The organism is Microcoleus sp. Pol14D4 (genome assembly GCF_036701245.1).
Lineage (GTDB): Bacteria > Cyanobacteriota > Cyanobacteriia > Cyanobacteriales > Microcoleaceae > Microcoleus.
The window spans coordinates 25,635-44,461 of sequence record NZ_JAUBQM010000036.1 but is presented as its reverse complement, the minus strand read 5'-3'; the positions used below and the strand labels follow the sequence as shown (position 1 = coordinate 44,461).

Genomic DNA, 18,827 nt, shown 5'->3' with positions numbered 1-18,827 from the left:
TTATACTAAAATACCGCGTGTGAAAGCTCTTCGGGGTTGAGATTATTGTGAATAACTTTACCGTCCCGGAACCAGACAACGCGGCGAGTTTGGCGCGCTACTTCGGGTTCGTGCGTTACCATAACAACAGTCATGCCGCTTTCGTTGAATTCGGTAAAAATATCCATTACTTCTTGAGTAGTTTTTGTATCCAATGCACCTGTAGGTTCATCAGCCAGCAACAACACGGGACGGTTGACAATAGCCCTGGCAATGGCTACCCGCTGCTGCTGTCCTCCTGATAGTTGATTCGGTCTGTTTTGCAGCCGACTTTCCAGGCCTACTTTTGTTAAAGCCTCTACTCCCCGTTCGCGTCTTTCTGCTGCGGGAATGCCTGCATAAACCATCGGTAACATGACATTTTCTAAGGCTGTCAATTGAGGCAACAGGTGAAATTGTTGGAATACAAAACCTAATTTTAAATTCCGAATTCCGGCTAATTCTGATTCGGGCATTTGGGCGACATCTACGCCGTCTAAGTAGTAACTGCCGCTCGTAGGTCGATCGAGACAGCCAATAATATTCATAGCTGTAGATTTGCCGGAACCAGACGCGCCCATAATCGAGCAATATTCTCCTTGTCTTACGGTCAAGCTGACGCCGTTTAAGGCGCGAACTTCCAGGTCGCCAATCCCGTAAACTTTTGTTACCTCTTCCAGACCGACAACAACGGGCTTTGAGAGGACTTGCGGGTCGAGGTCTTGGTATGTATCGGTTTGTAGTTCAGGCATTTTTTTTCTGTGCGATCGACACAACTAACTACTAACTTAACACTTCTTATCGGTTTTCGCGGGTGGAAGGGCGATCGTTTGGAGGTTAATTTCAGTATCAGGCGTCTTTGCAAATGCAGCGGATTGGAGTGAACCAATGTCGAAGAATAGAGATTGCTTCGCGATTTTAAACAAGTCGGACAAGTGGTAATTATGGGACTTGCACAAGGGTGGTGAGAAACCGGGTTTTTTCACGAAAATCATTCGCTACAGCGCGCAAAAATCATAAAAAACCCGGTTTCTTTGGTCTTGATGCGTAAACCCTAAATTAAACAATTTGTCGCTTAAATGCTCTCAGGATCGATGTTCAATTCGCGCAGCTTTGCTGCCAAACGTTCGGCCCTTTGAGATTCTTGTTCGGCCCTTTGAGATTCTTGCTCGGCCCTTTGAGATTCTTGTTCGGCTCTTTGAGCTTCTTGTTTGGCTCTTTGAGCTTCTTGTTGTGCACGCTGGCGGTTTAATTCCCCCTGTTCCTCCAATTCCGCATAGGAAAGAAACCTTTGTCCATCGGGTCGATATATTTCTAACCCTGCTTCGCCCAACTCAAATCGCACTCCCAATCTCGGACTTACCCAGCCCTCCATCGGCTCAATTATTTCTAAGTTTCCTTCAATTCTTTGCCAACCGCTCAAATCGTTGTTTTCGGGATCGTAAAGGTAATATTCATCGACTCCATAGCGATTGTAAAATGAAAGTTTTTTGTACATTTTGGTTTGTCTGTCGTTGTGAGAGCGAATCTCAAACGCAACCTGGGGAGCAATATTATCTTCGTTAAATTGCAGGTAGGAACGTCGATCGCCCTTTGGTCTACCAAATATTACCATGACATCCGGTGCTTGAGAAATGTCTGGTCTACCTTCAACTGGATACCACAGTAAATCGGCTGCTACAAACACGTTTGGGTCGTTTTTAAACAGCGATTCGCAACCTTCTTTGATTTTGACAATTAATTTGTATTGTATTGTGCTATCTGCCATTGGTTGACCGTCGCTGCATGGATAAATAATTTCTTCGATCGTGACTTGCATAGTGGTTGTCTCCGAGAACTATTTGATATTAATTATACTATTTTTGAACTAGCATAATTTGTGAATACTTTTTTTGTTTAGATTACAAATTCTCTAGTTCGGTCAACTTTTCCTATGAAAACAGGGAGAGTTGTGCACCTGGAGGATCATCTGATTGAGCGCATTCTCTGAGGATATGTAATGTTTCGGGGTCATCTTTCCACCCCCGTAGTAATTCTTGAAATGCTGCACGTCGCACATCCGAATTATGGTCAGATTGAGCGCATTCTTTGAGGATAGGTAATGTTTCGTGGTCATCTTTCCACCCCCGTACTAATTCTTGGACTGCTGCACGTCGCACATCCGAATTATGGTCAGATTGAGCACATTCTTTGAGGATAGGTAATGTTTCGGGGTCATTTTTCCACCCCCGTGCTAATTCTTGGACTGCTGCACGTCGCACAACCGAATTACGGTCTGATTGAGCCAGTTGTTTGAGCCAAGGTAAGGTTTTGGGGTCATCTTTCCACCCCCGTGCTAATTTTTGGACTGCTGCACGTCGCACAACCGAATTATGGCCTGATTGAGCCAGTTGTTTGAGCCAAGGTAAGGTTTTGGGGTCATCTTTCCACCCCCGTGCTAATTCTAGGACTGCTGAAGAGCGCACATCCCAATTATCATCTGATTGAGCCAGTTGTTTGAGCCAAGGTAAGGTTTTGGGGTCATCTTTCCACCCCCGTGCTAATTCTAGAACTGCTGAAGAGCGCACATCCCAATTATCGTCAGATTGAGCGCATTCTTTGAGGATATGTAATGTTTCGGGGTCATCTTTCCACCCCCGTGCTAATTCTTGGACTGCTACACGTCGCACATCCCATTTATGGTCAGATTGAGCGCGTTGTTTGAGCCAAGGTAAGGTTTCCGGGTCATCTTTCCACCCCCGTACTAATTCTTGGACTGCTGCACGTCGCACAGCCGAATTATGGTCAGATTGAGCGCGTTGTTTGAGCCAAGGTAAGGTTTCGGGGTCATCTTTCCACCCCCGTGCTAATTCTTGGACTGCTGCATATCCCACATCCCAATTATGGTCTGATTGAGTGCGTTGTTTGAGCCAAGGTAAGGTTTCCGGGTCATCTTTCCAAGTAAAGGCGATCGCACTTACTGCTTGAGTGCGAATTTCCTTCACTAGATGTGCCTTGTCTCCATCGGGCTTATAATGGTACTTGAAGTTGTACTTGGTTAACTCTTTTAAGCGTTTAAGCAATTGACTCTCCACCGAAGCAATCTCTTTTCTATCCCTCACCTCATTCACACACTTCGCCGCCAAAAACAGATGGTTGAACTTTTGGGCTACCCCATCCTGTTCCATCAAAAACTCAATCAATTTCCCTGTAAACTTTCCAGCAATCAATCCCGCAATCAAGCACAAAACTTCCTGCCAAGATTCATCATCCCAGTGCTTGCCAAAAACTTCGGTTTTCAACTCATCTAAACAAAGTTGGCGCGTTTTTTCAAATCGATATACAACCTCCGACGCACAGAAATATTCCAAAAAAGTTCGATGCACAAACCCATAAGTATCCGCACCCAAATAACATAAAATAAAGTTGCGAGTTCGCAGTTGATTAATTATCAACCTGGCCCGCTCTTTCGGTCGGTCGAAACCTTTATTATTTAGATATGCTGTCAGGGTATTCTCCAAATCTTCCGCACTAATAATATTGCCAGCCAACCCTTCAGGTGCTGCTTGCATTTCGTAAGCGACTCGACGCAGCATTTCTTGCTTATCTTTAGCATCAATTGTTTTCGGATCGAGCCTACTATCCTCTACTAAAGACCTTTCCACATCCCATTGATAAAGCAATACCCGCGAAGCATGATTGTAAAGTTCCGCCCTGTCTCTCGGCAATTCTTGCCCGCGATTTAAAATCGCCATAATCGTCAACAATAACGGATTACCCGCTAAATCTCGAATCGTTGATGAATACGCTAATGCTCTTTTCATGCGCTCACTAATCCGCGCTTTTTCCACAGTATCAGTAAAAGTTAATTCGTGCCAGCGGTGAACAAAATCCTGAATTTGTTCCGCATTCAAATCTTGGAGAATAAAGTGATGAAACCCTGCATCTTGCAAGCGTTGAGGTTTGTAACCAATAATCCGAGACGTGACAATCACTCGCACGCCGCGATACTCATTGGTAAACCGATGAATCGCCGTAATTACATCTTCTCGTTTTCCTGGATCGAAAATTTCATCTAACCCGTCGAACATCACCACAGCGTCGCCTGCTTTAAGCTGTTCCTGCAATTGATGCTGATTCAAGTGACAAATTGAACCCAGACTTTGATGGAAAAATTCGAGGAAATTCTTGCAATCTCCTGATTCCCCGTTGCGAAGGTAAGTCCGCAATTCTATTAGCAGCGGAATCGGCAGAGATGTCACGCTATTTAAGGGCGATCTCGCCCATTCTAATGCTAAATATTGTAACAGAATAGACTTGCCAGAACCCGGATCGCCTAAAATAACAATGTAGGGATACTTTTGCTTGTCATTGATAACATCTAACACGGATACGATCGGCTGAGAAAAATAACCGCGCCGATATTTCTCTAAATTTTCTAGATCGAGCGCGTCTAATTGATTGCTGTCTTGCAGCCGCCGTTGATGTTCTTTAGGAATTTCGTAAGCTTGGGGCAGAAATGATTCGTAAATCGATCGCACATCTTGGGAAATAAAGATTTGCCAAACTTTCAGTTTTTCCCGATAATCGTAGGTATTGGGATCGACGCTGCTTAAATTGAGATTGCTGTAACGCTCGCACAGAGCTTTTTGATATTGCCTCAAGTCAAAATCGGGGATAATTCCCGCCGTTTCTTGAGTATTTTTCTGAATGCTATCCAGATTTTGAGCATTCAAGATATCGCGCAAGTCTTTTGAGTCAGAGAGAATTTCTTGAGCTGCTTTGAGATACTGATTGGCGATGGTTTGCCACTTAAATCTTGCTGGTAAAGAAGTTAAATTTAGTTGAGTCCAGGTTTGTTCGAGAAGTTCTGCATCGAGAGATTTGCGATCGCTCTCAAAAGCCTTGCCCAAAATTTCCTTAACAGACTTGTTATTGATAAACTGTTTAACATCTTTAATATACCGCTTTCTTTGCTCTGGGGAAACTCCGCCAATTTTCAACTGCTGTTCCACCAACTCCAAAAACTTTTTGATTGCTTTGCCCGCTGCGACTTGTCGGGGGTCTTTTTCGCCAAATAAGACGTTTTTCAGGGAATCTTTAAAAAAATCTTTAGCAAAATCCTTCGCGCCGTCTTTGATCAAGTCTTCTAAGATGGGTTGAACGAGAATGCCCACTCCTTGCGTCACTCCCCAGATCACAAGCCAATCGATCATAAAGCTAGCCCGAAAATTAATTTATGTTTATAATATAGCAATTATCAAGGATTGATGAAATTCTCAAAAACTGTAGGGTAATCTCCCGTGATTGCCCCGATAGGTTAGGGTAGTATCAGTTTTCTATCGCTGCGCTGCGATTAGTCCCGATCCCGCCTGATTGTTGCCCCCTACTACCCCTTAAAAATCGGGAAGAGCATCAAAGTTGCGCTTTTTTACAGGGATTTACGGCAGTTCGACTCGGGTAGAAGGAGCGATCGACAATTAGGTCTTTCCTTCTTGGAAGCGCTCTCAAAAGAGTAAAATTTTAATATTTTTTTTGTCGATCACTTGTGCTATACTCTAATAATGGGAGTGTGGGCAATTTAATATTAACTCACAGATTTCTATTATTTAATAATACCTGGTAAAGGGCAAAAAGTAAAGTAGTTGACCCCAAAAAAAAACAAAAAATTTTTGAGATATCATTAAGAAAAGTAAACCGTAAAATTGGTAAGTTGGCGATAAAAAGGTACAGACAATTATGACATACGACTACGACTTGTTTGTGATAGGTGCGGGTTCCGGCGGATTGGCGAGTTCCAAGCGAGCAGCCTCCTACGGCGCAAAAGTGGCGATCGCCGAAAATGACTTAGTAGGCGGAACCTGCGTAATTCGCGGCTGTGTCCCCAAAAAACTCATGGTGTACGCCTCAACATTTTCGCACCTTTATGAAGATGCGGTGGGCTACGGTTGGAGTCCAGTAAAAAGCAGTTTCGACTGGGAAAAACTCGTCACCACCGTAGACGCTGAAGTGCGGCGGCTGAGCAAACTGCACATCAGCTTCCTCGAAAAAGCCGGAGTCGAATTAATCTCAGGATACGCCAAATTTATTGACCCCCATACCGTCGAAGTTGGTGACAAAAAATTTACCGCAGCTAAAATCTTAATTGCAGTCGGCGGAGAAGCGCAAAGAGTCCCAATTGTCGGCATTGAACACGCGATTACCTCTCGCGAAATCTTCCTACTAAAAGAGCAGCCAAAACGGTTGGCAATTTGGGGAGGAGGCTACATCGGCGTAGAATTTGCTTGCATTATGAACGGATTGGGAAGCGAAGTAACTCAAATCATCCGCCGTGACTTAATTTTGAACGAGTTTGACACAGAAATTCGCACCAACGTGCAAGAAGGAATGATTAAGCACGGAATAAACATTTTGACAGAAAGCTCGATCAACCACATTGAGAAAACCCCAGAAGGCTTAAAGTTAACTCTGTCGGGAACATCCGAAGGAACGCTAATAGTAGACGCGCTGTTGTGCGCTACCGGGCGTCAGCCTAATTTAGAAAAATTGGGTTTAGAAAATGCGGGAGTAGAAACAGATAAAGGTGCGATCGCAGTTACCAAAGACAGCCGCACCAGTCAGCCGCACATCTTTGCAGTAGGAGACTGCACGAACAGGATTAATTTAACACCAGTTGCGATCGCCGAAGGACGCGCTTTTGCAGATACTGAGTTTGGCCACAATCCCAGAGCAATCACTCACGAAAATGTGCCGTCGGCGGTATTTTCCCAGCCGGAAGCTGCTACAGTCGGCTTAAACGAAGTCCAGGCTAGAGCAAAGTTCCCCGACTCAATTAAGTGCTACACAGCCAAGTTTAGGCCAATGTTTCACGCTTTGACAGGTGCAGACGAGAAAACTTTTGTCAAGTTAATTGTTGAGACTAATACTGACAGAGTTTTGGGCGTGCACATGGTTGGGAAAGACGCCGGCGAGATTATTCAAGGAATGGCGATCGCTGTTAATATGGGAGCTACGAAGAAAGACTTCGATGCGACTATTGGCATTCACCCATCAACTGCTGAAGAGTTTGTTACTTTGCGGTAAAGCCCGCGAAGCCGCCAGGGGTTTAAACCCCTGGCTAATAGCTAAACTCGCTTAAAACCGACTGAATATCATCTTTTTGATGTTTTGTATAGCAGATCAATGAGTAATTCAACCCAACAAAACAAAATTTTAGCATTCTATCTCGGTCAGCAGCCTGATTCACAAGGTCGGGCGATAGAGCATATTTGGTCGTGGGATTACCAGAAGCTGGAATCTGTGCACAATTACATTCAATGGCTGTTTCCGCTGAGGGAAAAGAGTCGCTTTAATTCTACTGCTCCGACTTTAAATGATGAGGTGATTCAAGCTTTTAGAACAACTGAAGAGTTGAGAAATCGCTTACTCCATTCGTTCAAAGTCATGCTGGCGTTTTACGGGTTGGAATGCCGGGCAGGGGAAAACGCAGAAATTGTAATTGCCAAATCCGCCGAATATTTCTCAAGAAAAAGAGAGTGGATTGAAAAATTTAATCACAATTACTTGCGGCTGACTAGGATTCTTACAAGTTTGACCGAGTTAGGATTAAAAAATTACGCTTTAGCTCTTTTCAAGTGTTTAGATGAGATTTATAATGAAGAGAAAGAAAGTATTGGTTTAGAAACTTATACTTATTGGAAAAAAGCTGTAAATAGTTAGAATTTATATTGGCGACTTGCCGCCATAGCCAACCATACGCCCCACAAAAAAATTAAATTTTTGTTGAACGGGCCGGAGAACTTGTTCAGACCCACGACCCACAATCTGCTGTATGGGTTTTGGAAGAGGCCGGAAAGCCTGTTACTGACCTTGGTGCAGTTTTCCGCCCCAGACGGATTAATGCTCAAAATAATATTTTAAATAATTTGAACCTTTTTTAGAGCTGTCCTGTCTAAACACTCCAGATAACGAACTGGTGAGGGAGACTTCACAGGTGTTAGGTGTGCCAGCCAATGTTTTAACCGATGACTGTTCCGACTCCGACTTAGTTGCTGAGTGTCTAAAGGGCGATCGCACTTGCTTTCGCTACCTTTACCAACGCCACCAACACAAAGTCAGGTCAACCCTTTACCAACTCTGCGGCCCCTCGCTTCTTGACGATTTAGCACAAGAAGTATTTCTGCGAGTGTGGAAAGGATTACCCAAACTCAAGCACCAGGAAAACTTTTCTACTTGGCTTTATCGAATCACTTGGAATGTGGCTTCCGACCAAAGACAAGCATTTGCTAAACAGCATTCTTTTGACTCCAAACTCAAAAATCAAGAAACAATGGATCGGGTTATTGTCAAAGATAACACATCGGACTTGATGCAGTTGCACTATCAAGATTTAGTGCAGCGGGGACTGGAGCAATTGAGCTTTGAACACCGCAGCGTTTTGGTGCTGCACGACTTAGAAGACATCCCGCAAAAAGAAGTAGCCCAAATTTTGGGGCTGCCTGCGGGAACCGTGAAATCTCGCGTGTTTTATGCCCGAAATGCTGTGCGGCAATTTTTGCAAAAAGAAGGTGTCAGCGAGCTATGAATAACCCAAGCAGCGACCAAGAGTTAGTTAATTTCTTGAAGCAACATCGCCCCAATATTCCTGAAGCTGTACCAGACTTAGAGCAAAAAATTCTAGCAGCAATCGACAGTAATCAGGCGAGTGTTTTCCATGAAAGCCACCGCAAAAAGACGCGATTAAGTTCCTCAGCTAAGCCTGATGACAGGTTAAAAATCTCCTCGATTTCTAAGTGGGCTTTATCGTCTGCGATTACTGCTAGCCTGCTACTTTTTTGGTCGGGCTACCGTCCGTTTGAGACTGCACAAGTGTCCGATAAAGAAACAGCTCAGTTAGAAGCATTTTTAGTTACTAACTGGGAGGGTGTACTCCATGATTCTCCCCAAGAAAGTATGACCGATCGCTCACAAACAGACTGGTTGACTTTCAGCCCGGGTGCTGACAGTGAACCGCCAACAAATAAGTAATATCAAAGAGGCAATTTTCATGTCAATTCGTCGTATATCTGCCCTAGCCGTTTTAATGCTGACTCTCGGTAGCACAGCCGCAGCAATAGCAGTTCCTAATCCCCTAGAACCCCAAACACTTGCACAAAATCAGCGACCAAATCGACCTGCGGGCAAGGAAGGTGGGATGTTCGAGAAACTGAATTTAAGCGCAGACCAAAAGCAGCAAATGCAGGCAGTTCGCGATCGCTACAAAGACCAAGTTTCCCAGCGGATGCAAGCAGTCCGCCAAGCCAGACAAGAATTGGAAACGATGATGTCGGGTACGGCAAATGCTAGCGAAATACGCGAAAAACACCGTCAAATAGTCGGATTGAGACAGCAGTTGGAAGAGGTGCAGTTTGAAAGTACACTTGCAATGCGAGAAGTCCTCACTGCCGAACAGCGCAGCCAATTAGCTCAACTGATGCAGCAGCGCCGACAAACGGCTAGAAACAGGATGCAAAACGGTCAAAAACCGCAGTAGTTGACGAGGATTTTTGAGTGAACCGCAGGGTGTTTACGCCCTCTGCGATTAATTAGTTCAAGCTCCCAGATTGGGAGCTTGAACTTTTTCAGGTAAGCTATAAATTGGAGTTTTAAGGCAGGAGCCAGAAGGAAACAGGAAGAAGAAAGAAGTCATAAGAAGTGTTTTTACAAATATGAGATGCTCTCCCAGATTCATTGAGTAAATCTAAAATCTAAAACCTAAAATCGAATGACCCCTCTAGCCGCGGCGAAACGTTAGCTTTCATCCTGGTTCCGTCGCCTAATGTAAAGGTGTGGGTTGAGATTTTCCCCTCCAGCATGATATCATCAGGCTGCTATATTTGGTTTGTTAATTTATACTGGCTTTTAATATAGAATTTACTAAATGAACTGCCGAGAAGGCAGAAACTACAGAGGTGAGAGAAATATCCAATTAGAAATTTATTGATATGAGTACAATTTTCTATTAAACCGGAGCTATTGAAATGAGATTGTTAAAACCCTGGCGTTTAGTTTTATTAAGTCTAGTTTTTGGAATGGCTGTAATTTTATCAAATTGCGGCACGCCCTCAAACACGGTTAGCAATAATTCTCCAACTCGGACAACTCCTGCTGCGGTTCCTGCTGGGGCTTTGGTTTACGGTGCGGGCGGGCAGCCGATCAATCTGGAACCGGGAAATATTACTGATGGCAATTCGGTGATTGTTATCGACCAAATTTACAATCGCTTGACTGATTTCAAACCGGGAACTGTGGAACTTGAGCCGAGTCTCGCTACTGAATGGTCAAGTTCTAAAGATGGTAAAAGTTGGACTTTTAAGCTGCGTTCCGGGGTAAAGTTTCACGACGGTACGGATTTTGATGCGGAATCTGTAAAGTTTAATGTGGAGCGCTGGTGGGATGCAAAAAATTCTAACGGTTATCGAGAATCTGGCAAAACTTATCCTATTTGGAAGAATTTTTTTGGTGGTTTCAAGGGAGATAAAAATTCCCTGGTAAAAGATGTGGCAGTTGTTGATCGGTCTACGATTAAGTTTGTTTTAAATCAACCTTTTGCTGCTTTTCCCTCGGCGATTGGGTCTGGTTATTTCGGGATAGCGAGTCCGGCGGCGGTGAAAAAAGCGGGTGCTAAATACGGCACTCCGGGGTCGGTCGCGGTGGGTACTGGGCCTTTTATGTTTAAGGAATGGCGATCGGGCGATCGCATTGTTTTAGAGAAAAATCCTAATTATTGGAAAACTGGGACGCCAAAAGTCAATCAATTGGTAATTCGTTTTGTTGACGATCCGGCGGCAAGATTGGCTCAATTGAGAGCTGGTCAACTTGATTTTAGTGTTGATTTAACGCCGGATCAATTGAAAGAGGTTCAAGCAGATACTAATTTAGAAGCTGTTGTGCGACCTTCTTTTAATGTCGGTTATTTAGCCTTAAATCCGAGTTACGAACCTTTGTCAAAACCAGAAGTCAGGCGGGCGATCGCCCAAACAATTAACAAGCCAGCAATAGTCCAAGCTTTCTGGGGAGAACTCGGAAAACATGATTCGCAATTTATCCCGCCTGCGCTGAATTGGGCAGCGTCTGATAAAGTTAAAGATTATGAATTTAACCCGCAGCAAGCTAAAGAAATGCTCGCGAAAGCCGGCTATCCGAACGGTTTTGATTTGGATTTGTGGTATATGCCCGTCAGCCGTCCCTATTTTCCCACGCCGAAGCCGATCGCTGAGGCTTTGGCGGCGGATTTGAGCGCGATCGGGATTCGGGTAAAATTGCTGACAAAGGATTGGTCTGCTTATTTAGCCGATCGGCTAAAACCTCCTGGGTTTCAAGCTTTTATGATGGGTTGGACTGGAGATTACGGCGATCCAGACAATTTTTATTATCCTCACTTCGGACCGGGTTCGACGGCGGATTTGGGAAATTGGAAAAATCCGAAAGTTCTGGAACTTTTGGATCGGGGGAGGGCCAGTGGCGATAAAGCAGCTAGGGCGAAAATTTATGCGGAAGTTAGCGAGATTTTGCACGAGGAAGCTGTGCGTTTGCCGATCGTACATTCGCAGCCGCTTTTAGGGAAACGCAAGAATATTCAAGGTTGGATTCCGAGCCCTTTGGGGTCGGAGTCTTTTGAGGAAGTGAGCAAAAATTGAGAGTTTAGATCGAGACACCTCTCCTGGGTTCTCATACTTTACATGAATTTACCTTAACAAACAGTATGGAGAGCAATCAACAACCTGCAAATCATCAGCCACAAATTATTTTGATTACCGGAAACATGGCTGCCGGAAAATCAAGTGTGGCCCAATCACTTGCCGAACGCTTGCCCAAAAGCGTCCACCTTCGCGGCGATATCTTTCGTCGCATGATTGTCAATGGACAGGCCCAAATGGCGTTAAATTTGTCAGCAGAGGCATATCAGCAGCTTCAACTGCGATATCACCTGGCAGCAATGGCAGCGCGACACTATCTCCAGGCTGGTTTTACGGTGGTTTATCAAGACATCATCATTGGTTCGGCACTGGCTGAGGTACTTGCCACTTTCCACGATGTGCCGTTGTCCGCGATCGTTCTGTGTCCGAAGGCAGAAGTTGTAGCGGCACGGGATGCAGCAAGATCGAAGACCGGATATGCCAACGAAACAATGGTTTATGCCTTCGATCGCATTCTCCGTACCGAAACTCCTCGCCTTGGCTACTGGCTGGATTCAACCCATCTAACGGTAGAAGAAACGGTCGATCGGATTTTGGCAAATTTGCAAGGTGAATGAGATCGACTGATGTTTCAATATATTCTTAAACGTTTGCTGGGACTATTGCCAGTCCTTTTCGGAATCACTCTGCTAGTATTTACTTTTTTGCATTTGATACCGGGAGACCCAGCTACAGTGCTTTTGGGAGAACGCGGAACTCCCGAACAGGTGGAAATTTTGAAAGCGAGATTAGGTTTAAATCAGCCTTTACCTTTGCAATATTTGGCTTTTTTATGGAGTTTGCTGCGCTTGGATTTGGGAAATAGCATTATTAGCGGTATTCCGATAATTGATGAAATTACAAGCCGCTGGCCTGCTACTTTTGAACTGTCTGTGGTGGCGATGTTGCTGGCACTTTTAATCGGAATTCCGGCGGGGATTTTGGCTGCTGTTCGGAAAAATAGCTGGCTGGACAATCTCGCGATGAGTGGTTCGTTAATTGGCGTATCTTTGCCCGTGTATTGGTTGGGATTGATGTTGATTTATTTGTTTGCTGTTTATCTGAAATGGCTGCCTCCAAGCGGGCGGATTAGTGTAGATTTGGGGTTTGGTTTTAAGTCGATTACGGGTGTTTATATTTTGGATTCTTTGCTGAGGTGGAATTTAGCGGCTTTGCGAGATGCGATCGCCCATTTAATCCTGCCAGCTTTGACTTTAGGAACTATTCCCCTGGCGATTATAGCTCGCATCACTCGTTCTGCGATGCTGGAAGTGCTTTCTCAAGACTACATCCGCACTGCGAGGGCTAAGGGATTACCGGAATATTGGGTGATTTTGAAACACGCTTTGAAAAATGCGTTTTTGCCGATCGTCACAACTATCGGTTTGCAGTTTGGCACTCTTTTAGGTGGCGCTATTTTGACTGAAACTATTTTCTCGTGGCCGGGAATTGGTTCTTGGATTTACACTGGTATTCTGACGCGGGATTACCCAATTGTCCAAGGAGGAGTAATTTTTGTGGCTGTGACTTTTGTACTGATTAATCTGGCGGTTGATATTTCCTATGCTTTTTTCGATCCGAGAATTCAGTACCGTTAATTAAAAGGAAATTAAACAAGAAATGCTTGTTTAACATCCGGACGCAGCAGGTAGTAAATGCTAGCCACTGCAAAACCCAGGGTTAAAAAATTAACGGCTGCACCTGCGCTGCCAAACATTTTAGCAATTTGCGCGAGGGTGGCGATGACATGGATAATTAATGTTCCCGTCCAAGCCCATTTTTTTAGTTGAAACAAACCCCATGTTAAGATTAAGGAAATAATTCCGATAATTAGAGCGATCGTCGCAAAAATTGCAATGAAGCCGCCGATTACAGTGCCAACTCTCGCCCCGCCGACAGCCGCACCGAGACCGCCAAAAATGCCAGCAAAAAGTAAGATGAACAAGCCGTCAAGGAGGCTGAATACGCCGCTAATTAGCTGCAAAATTGCCAGAACTGTAACGCTTTGAGGACGATTCATTATTTTGATTTTCCCTTTTTAACGAGTTTGAAAAATATTTTAACCTGTTGTGGACACCGTGCGGATATGTATTCAGGACTTAGGCACCGCTACCAGTGAAACCGGGTTTATGAGAATAAGTGTGTCCATACTCTGTCGTTACGAGCTTAGCACTGGCCGATCCCGTTGCGATCGCTAACACGAGTCTGCAATGACCTAGTGACGATCGATCGCCCCCTGCCATATCTGCCTTGGTTGCTGGTGAGAAGCACGATCCTAGATCCCAAAAACAATATTATCTGCTAAAATATATTTTTATTTGCCAGCAGCCAGGATCGATTTTGTTTAGAACCACCTCTTTTGGCTGAAAAAAACTTAACATTTTTTAATAAATTGCAAAGATTAGCTATAATTGTTTACAGGTGCTGGTTGGGGAACTTTTTTTAAATCACCCGATCGGATGAGTCTGAAAGACGATGCCAAGCATCAGCAAAAATTTTACCTTTAAGGTAATCCTGAGATTAAATTAGGTGAGTCGGTATGATCGTTAGCCCTAAAAAGGAAACTGCTCAGGTCAAGGTGGAAGATACTCAGACTGTAGACACCAAGGCCGCAGAGACTAAAATTGCAGATAACAAAACCGCCCAAAAGCAGTCTCCGAAGCAACCCGCGCGCAAACCGCAGCGGTGGGTAATTGGGTTGGTTGCAGCCGGGTTGCTAGCTGTACCGACCACTATATATGTAGCAAAAAGTCGATCGCAGCCGAAAGTAGATGCGATCGCCACTATGACAGTGCCGGTGGAAGCGCAAAACCTCACGGTACGGATCACGTCTAGCGGCACGGTGCAGCCCGTACAGCGGGTGAATCTCAGCCCCAAAGGTTCCGGCAGGATCGCAGAATTGTTTGTCGAACAGGGCGATAAAGTCGAAGCAGGACAGATTGTGGCGCGCATGGAAAGCCGCGATGTAGAAGCTCAACTAGCTCAAGCTAAAGCCCGCGAAGCCAGCGCTAGAGCCAAACTCGCCAAAATCGAAGCCGGGAATCGATCGGAAGACATCGCCAGCGCCCGAGCGCGTTTAGAGCAAGCCGAGGCCAGTCTGGCACAAGTCCAAGCCGGCAGCCGCGTGGAAGAAGTTGCAGGAGCCAGAGCCCGCTTGCAGCAAACTCAAGCAGGCTTGCAGCGACTGAGAGCCGGCAGCCGCGTTGAAGAAGTCAGCCAAGCACGAGCTCGTTTAGCCCAAGCTCAAGCTCGTTTAGCCGACGCTCAAACCGGCAGTGTCAAACAAGAAATTGCCCAAGCACAAACGCAAATTGACTCGAGCAAAGCTCAAGCCGAACTAACCGCTCAACGGGTGGAACGCAATCGACCGTTAGTGGAAGAAGGTGCTCTGGCTAAAGATAAACTGGATGAATTAATTAAAGAAAATCGTACAGCCCAAGCTAAATTAATAGAATCTCAAAGACGCCTGCAACAACTGCAAGAAAATCGGCTGTCGCAAATTCAGCAACTGCAAGCTGCTGTGCAAGTCGAGCAGCAAGCATTGAACCAATTGCAAAACGGCACGCGATCGGAAGAAATTGCTCAAGCCGAAGCAGAAGTTGCCGAAGCTAAAAGCAAATTAGCGCAGCTAGAAAACGGCAACCGTCCCGAAGAAATCGCCAAAGCCGAAGCAGCAGTTGCTGAAGCAAAAAGCCAATTGGCGGCACAAGAAAACGGTTCTCGCCCGGAAGAAATAGCTCAAGCTCAAGCTGAATTAGCCGAAGCTCAAGCTCAAGTCCGCTTTCAAGAAGTGCAGTTAGAAGATACGAAAGTTCGCGCTCCTTTTGCTGGAATTATTACCCAAAGATACGCCATCCAAGGAGCTTTTGTAACTCCCGCAACTTCGGCCTCGGAAGCTACTTCGGCAACTTCGACATCGATTGTCGCTCTCGCAAGAGATGTGGAAGTTTTGGCGAAAGTCCCGGAGGCTGATATCAGTCAAATTAAACCGGGTCAAGAAGTTGAAATAGTCGCCGATGCTTATCCAGATAAAGTGTTTAAAGGCCGCGTTAAGTTAATTGCGCCGGAAGCTGTTAAGGAACGGGATGTGACGCTATTTCAAGTGCGAGTTGCCATTGATACGGGCAAAGAGTCGCTGCAATCGGGGATGAATGTAGATTTGAGATTTGTCGGTCAAAAGCTGAGCAATGCTTTAGTTGTGCCGACGGTGGCAATTGTGACTAATAAAGGTCAAACAGGTGTGCTAGTTCCCGATGAGAAACAGCAGCCGAAGTTTAAGCCTGTTACGGTTGGTTCGACTATTGGCAACAAGATTCAGATTTTAGAGGGTGCAAAAGCGGGCGATCGCGTTTTTACCGAACTTCCTCAAGGTAAAAAACTAGAGGATATCATCAAGAATCAAAAGTAGTCATTTCAGTGCGCTCCTCTCCCTCGCGAGTCATTAGTAGGGTGTGCAATGCGCCCCTTACCCAATTACCAATTCCTTAATCTAAAATCTAAAATTCAAAATCGAATTATGGATATTGTTGAAAGCGTCAAAATGGCTGTCACAACTTTGATGGCAAACAAGCTTCGCAGCACCTTGACGATGTTAGGAATTATCATCGGCAATGCTTCGGTAATTTCTATGATAGGTATCGGCGAAGGAGCTCAAACATTTATCGAGGGACAAGTTAACTCTCTGGGATCAAACTTGCTATTTATTATTCCCGGAAGTCCTGAAGCGCAAACGCGCCCGGTGATTCCGCCCCAGACTTTAGTAGTGGAAGATGCAGAGGCGATCGCATCTCAAGTTCCTTCGGTCCAAGAAGTCGCACCAACTCTCAATGATAGTCAAATCGTTACTTACCGCAATAAAAATGTCTCATCTTCCATTGTCGGAACTACCCCAGAATTTCTGACAGTCAGAAGCTTTGATATGGGTCAAGGTCGTTTTTTAAGCAAATTAGATTTAGAAAGACAAGAAAATGTGGTTGCTTTAGGATCGGAAGCAGCCGAACAATTATTTGGCAATACACAACCAGTTGGTCAATACATTCGCATCAAAAACTCTACCTTTCAAGTGATTGGAGTCATGCAGGCAAAAGGTTCAAGTTTTGGTGACAATCAAGATATGAACGTCTATTTGCCACTGACGACAATGGCAAACCGGATCGTAGGTCGCTCATCTCCCTACGGTACAAAAGTAACATTTATTTCGGTTGCTATTAAAGATGAAAATATGATGCAAGCAGCCCAATTTCAAATAGAAAATCTGCTCAGATTGCGTCATAAAATTACTAAGGAAGATGATTTTACTGTCCGAAATCAGAAAGATTTGATGAAGACTTTGGGAAGTATTACTGGTGCTTTGACGTTGATGTTGGCTTTCGTGGCGGCAATTTCGCTATTTGTCGGCGGCATCGGGATTATGAATATTATGCTAGTTTCCGTTACCGAACGCACGAAGGAAATTGGATTGAGAAAGGCGATCGGAGCTTCTCAGCAAGATATCCTAATTCAGTTTATGATAGAGTCTGTGATTTTGTCGGCAGCAGGCGGTGCGATCGGCACTGGATTCGGCATCGGCGGCGTGCTTTTAGTCGCTGCTTTTACTCCCCTGCAAGCTAGTGTTTCCCTAGTGGCGATCGCACTTGCAGTCGGTGTTTCCGGCAGCATCGGCCTATTTTTCGGCATTGTACCCGCCAAACAAGCTGCTAAATTAGACCCGATTGTGGCATTGAGAAGTGCTTAATTAATTTGTTGACGGTTGACGGTTGACTGTTGACTGTTATAAAAATAACTCATAATTAATAACTCATAATTAATAACTAAGTATGAATTTTATTGAAAGCGTCAAAATGGCAGGTCAAACACTGCTAGCTAATAAAACTCGCAGCAGTTTAACAATGATCGGCATGATTGTCGGCAACGCCTCAGTAATTGCGATGATTGGAGTGGGACAAGGAGCTCAAAAATTTGTAGCAGGACAAGTTCAATCCCTCGGTACAAACGTATTGATAGTTAGACCCGGAGTTCCCAACGCTAGGCGAAGTTCTATCGCAAGTGCGCCTCAAACACTGATAGTAGAAGATGCTAAGGCGATCGCAACTCAAGTCCCCTCCGTTCAAGGCGTGTCAGCAGAACTTAACAGTTCAGAGATTGTTCGCTACAGCAACAAAAACGTTTCTGCTCTAATTTTTGGCACGATTCCAGAATTCATAGAAGTCAGAAGCTTTGAAATGGCAAAAGGGCGGTTTTTGACCGAAGTAGATGTTAAACAAAGTAACCAAGTTGTCGTTTTAGGTTCCGAATTAGCGGAAAAACTTTTTGGGAATATAAATCCCTTGGGCGAACAAGTGCGTATCCAAAATGTCAGCCTCAAAGTAATAGGAGTATTGGCACCTAAAGGCACATCTTTTGGTACGAATTACGATAACTCTGCCGCAGTGCCGATCGCCACAATGGCAAACCGCATTGTCGGGCGGAAATCTCCCTACGGTTTAGCTGTCACGTCGGTATTTATTTCTATTAAAGATGAGTTGCAAATGGACGCGGCTCAATTTCAGGTAGAAAACTTGCTGAGACTGCGGCACAAAGTTACTACCGAAGACGACTTTACAGTCAGAAATCAAAAAGATTTAATGGCAACAATGGGTGCGATTTCTGGGGCTCTGACACTGATGTTAACTGCTGTTGCCAGCATTTCCCTATTAGTCGGTGGCATTGGGATTATGAATATTATGCTGGTTTCCGTCAGCGAACGCACTCAGGAAATTGGACTCAGAAAAGCGATCGGCGCATCCCAACAAGATATCTTGTTTCAATTTATTGTCGAAGCTGTAATTTTGTCAGCTGCCGGAGGGATAGTCGGTACTTGCGTAGGTGTCGGCGGTATCTTGCTTGTAGGTAATTTCACGCCCTTGCAAGCTGGAATATCACCCGTGGCGATCGCCCTTGCTGTCAGTGTATCCGGTGCAGTCGGCCTCTTCTTCGGCGTTGTCCCTGCCCGCCAAGCCGCCAAACTCGACCCGATCGCAGCTTTGAGAAGTGCTTAATCAATATATACTTATTCAGTTACACAATCCGCGCCTTTTATGCTGGTAAAAATTATCTCTATCTAAATATTAAAAA

General features: G+C 44.8%; 15 protein-coding genes. 11 read left to right on the top strand and 4 right to left on the bottom strand.

Annotation, left to right across the window (positions count from 1 at the left end):
* Nucleotides 1-5 precede the first annotated feature (5 nt).
* The 3 genes from QUA33_RS14840 to QUA33_RS14830 all read right to left on the bottom strand — a co-directional run bounded on the left by QUA33_RS14840 (nucleotide 6) and on the right by QUA33_RS14830 (nucleotide 5,213).
* On the bottom strand, nucleotides 6-770 hold the full coding sequence (locus QUA33_RS14840) for an ABC transporter ATP-binding protein (RefSeq protein WP_333149222.1): 765 nt from the start codon (nucleotides 768-770) through the stop codon (nucleotides 6-8).
* Nucleotides 771-1,093: 323 nt separating this feature from the next.
* Nucleotides 1,094-1,837, bottom strand: coding sequence for a Uma2 family endonuclease (locus QUA33_RS14835; RefSeq protein WP_333149221.1), 744 nt, complete (start codon nucleotides 1,835-1,837; stop codon nucleotides 1,094-1,096).
* A 112-nt stretch (nucleotides 1,838-1,949) separates the two neighbouring features.
* A complete protein-coding gene (locus tag QUA33_RS14830) occupies nucleotides 1,950-5,213 on the bottom strand; it encodes a HEAT repeat domain-containing protein (RefSeq protein WP_333149220.1) in 3,264 nt (1,087 codons plus the stop codon).
* A gap of 523 nt (nucleotides 5,214-5,736) precedes the next feature.
* On the opposite strand from QUA33_RS14830, the gene gor reads away from it, so the two are divergent.
* From gor to QUA33_RS14790, 8 genes are all read left to right on the top strand, one after another.
* Nucleotides 5,737-7,080: a glutathione-disulfide reductase gene (gene gor / locus QUA33_RS14825; RefSeq protein ID WP_333149219.1), complete on the top strand. Its 1,344-nt coding sequence runs from the start codon at nucleotides 5,737-5,739 to the stop codon at nucleotides 7,078-7,080.
* 99 nt (nucleotides 7,081-7,179) lie between these two features.
* Complete coding sequence (locus QUA33_RS14820) at nucleotides 7,180-7,716, top strand: opioid growth factor receptor-related protein (protein WP_333149218.1); 537 nt, start codon at nucleotides 7,180-7,182, stop codon at nucleotides 7,714-7,716.
* A 274-nt stretch (nucleotides 7,717-7,990) separates the two neighbouring features.
* Nucleotides 7,991-8,581 carry a sigma-70 family RNA polymerase sigma factor gene (locus tag QUA33_RS14815; RefSeq protein WP_333100492.1) on the top strand — a complete coding sequence of 197 codons (591 nt, stop codon included), beginning with the start codon at nucleotides 7,991-7,993 and terminating at the stop codon, nucleotides 8,579-8,581.
* Nucleotides 8,578-9,024 (top strand): hypothetical protein, encoded by a 447-nt coding sequence (locus QUA33_RS14810; protein WP_333149217.1) that lies wholly within the window; start codon nucleotides 8,578-8,580, stop codon nucleotides 9,022-9,024. Before QUA33_RS14815 ends, QUA33_RS14810 begins: the two co-directional genes overlap by 4 nt.
* A gap of 19 nt (nucleotides 9,025-9,043) precedes the next feature.
* Nucleotides 9,044-9,529 carry a Spy/CpxP family protein refolding chaperone gene (locus QUA33_RS14805; protein WP_333100490.1) on the top strand — a complete coding sequence of 162 codons (486 nt, stop codon included), beginning with the start codon at nucleotides 9,044-9,046 and terminating at the stop codon, nucleotides 9,527-9,529.
* A gap of 538 nt (nucleotides 9,530-10,067) precedes the next feature.
* The gene (locus QUA33_RS14800; RefSeq protein ID WP_333149216.1) at nucleotides 10,068-11,675 is read left to right on the top strand and encodes an ABC transporter substrate-binding protein; all 1,608 of its coding nucleotides are present in this window, start codon (nucleotides 10,068-10,070) and stop codon (nucleotides 11,673-11,675) included.
* Between the two features lie 65 nt (nucleotides 11,676-11,740).
* Complete coding sequence (locus QUA33_RS14795) at nucleotides 11,741-12,292, top strand: AAA family ATPase (protein WP_333149215.1); 552 nt, start codon at nucleotides 11,741-11,743, stop codon at nucleotides 12,290-12,292.
* Between the two features lie 9 nt (nucleotides 12,293-12,301).
* Nucleotides 12,302-13,312, top strand: coding sequence for an ABC transporter permease (locus QUA33_RS14790; protein WP_333149214.1), 1,011 nt, complete (start codon nucleotides 12,302-12,304; stop codon nucleotides 13,310-13,312).
* 11 nt (nucleotides 13,313-13,323) lie between these two features.
* Here the strand turns inward: QUA33_RS14790 and QUA33_RS14785 are convergent, their stop codons facing one another.
* Nucleotides 13,324-13,734, bottom strand: a complete 411-nt coding sequence (locus tag QUA33_RS14785; protein WP_333149213.1) for a hypothetical protein — start codon at nucleotides 13,732-13,734, stop codon at nucleotides 13,324-13,326.
* 519 nt (nucleotides 13,735-14,253) lie between these two features.
* Between QUA33_RS14785 and QUA33_RS14780 the strand changes: the two genes are divergently transcribed.
* The 3 genes from QUA33_RS14780 (at nucleotide 14,254) to QUA33_RS14770 (ending at nucleotide 18,751) form a co-directional block, all read left to right on the top strand.
* Nucleotides 14,254-16,122 (top strand): efflux RND transporter periplasmic adaptor subunit, encoded by a 1,869-nt coding sequence (locus QUA33_RS14780; protein WP_333149212.1) that lies wholly within the window; start codon nucleotides 14,254-14,256, stop codon nucleotides 16,120-16,122.
* Between the two features lie 108 nt (nucleotides 16,123-16,230).
* Nucleotides 16,231-17,448: an ABC transporter permease gene (locus QUA33_RS14775; RefSeq protein WP_333149211.1), complete on the top strand. Its 1,218-nt coding sequence runs from the start codon at nucleotides 16,231-16,233 to the stop codon at nucleotides 17,446-17,448.
* A gap of 82 nt (nucleotides 17,449-17,530) precedes the next feature.
* Nucleotides 17,531-18,751 (top strand): ABC transporter permease, encoded by a 1,221-nt coding sequence (locus tag QUA33_RS14770; RefSeq protein WP_333149210.1) that lies wholly within the window; start codon nucleotides 17,531-17,533, stop codon nucleotides 18,749-18,751.
* Nucleotides 18,752-18,827 lie beyond the last annotated feature (76 nt).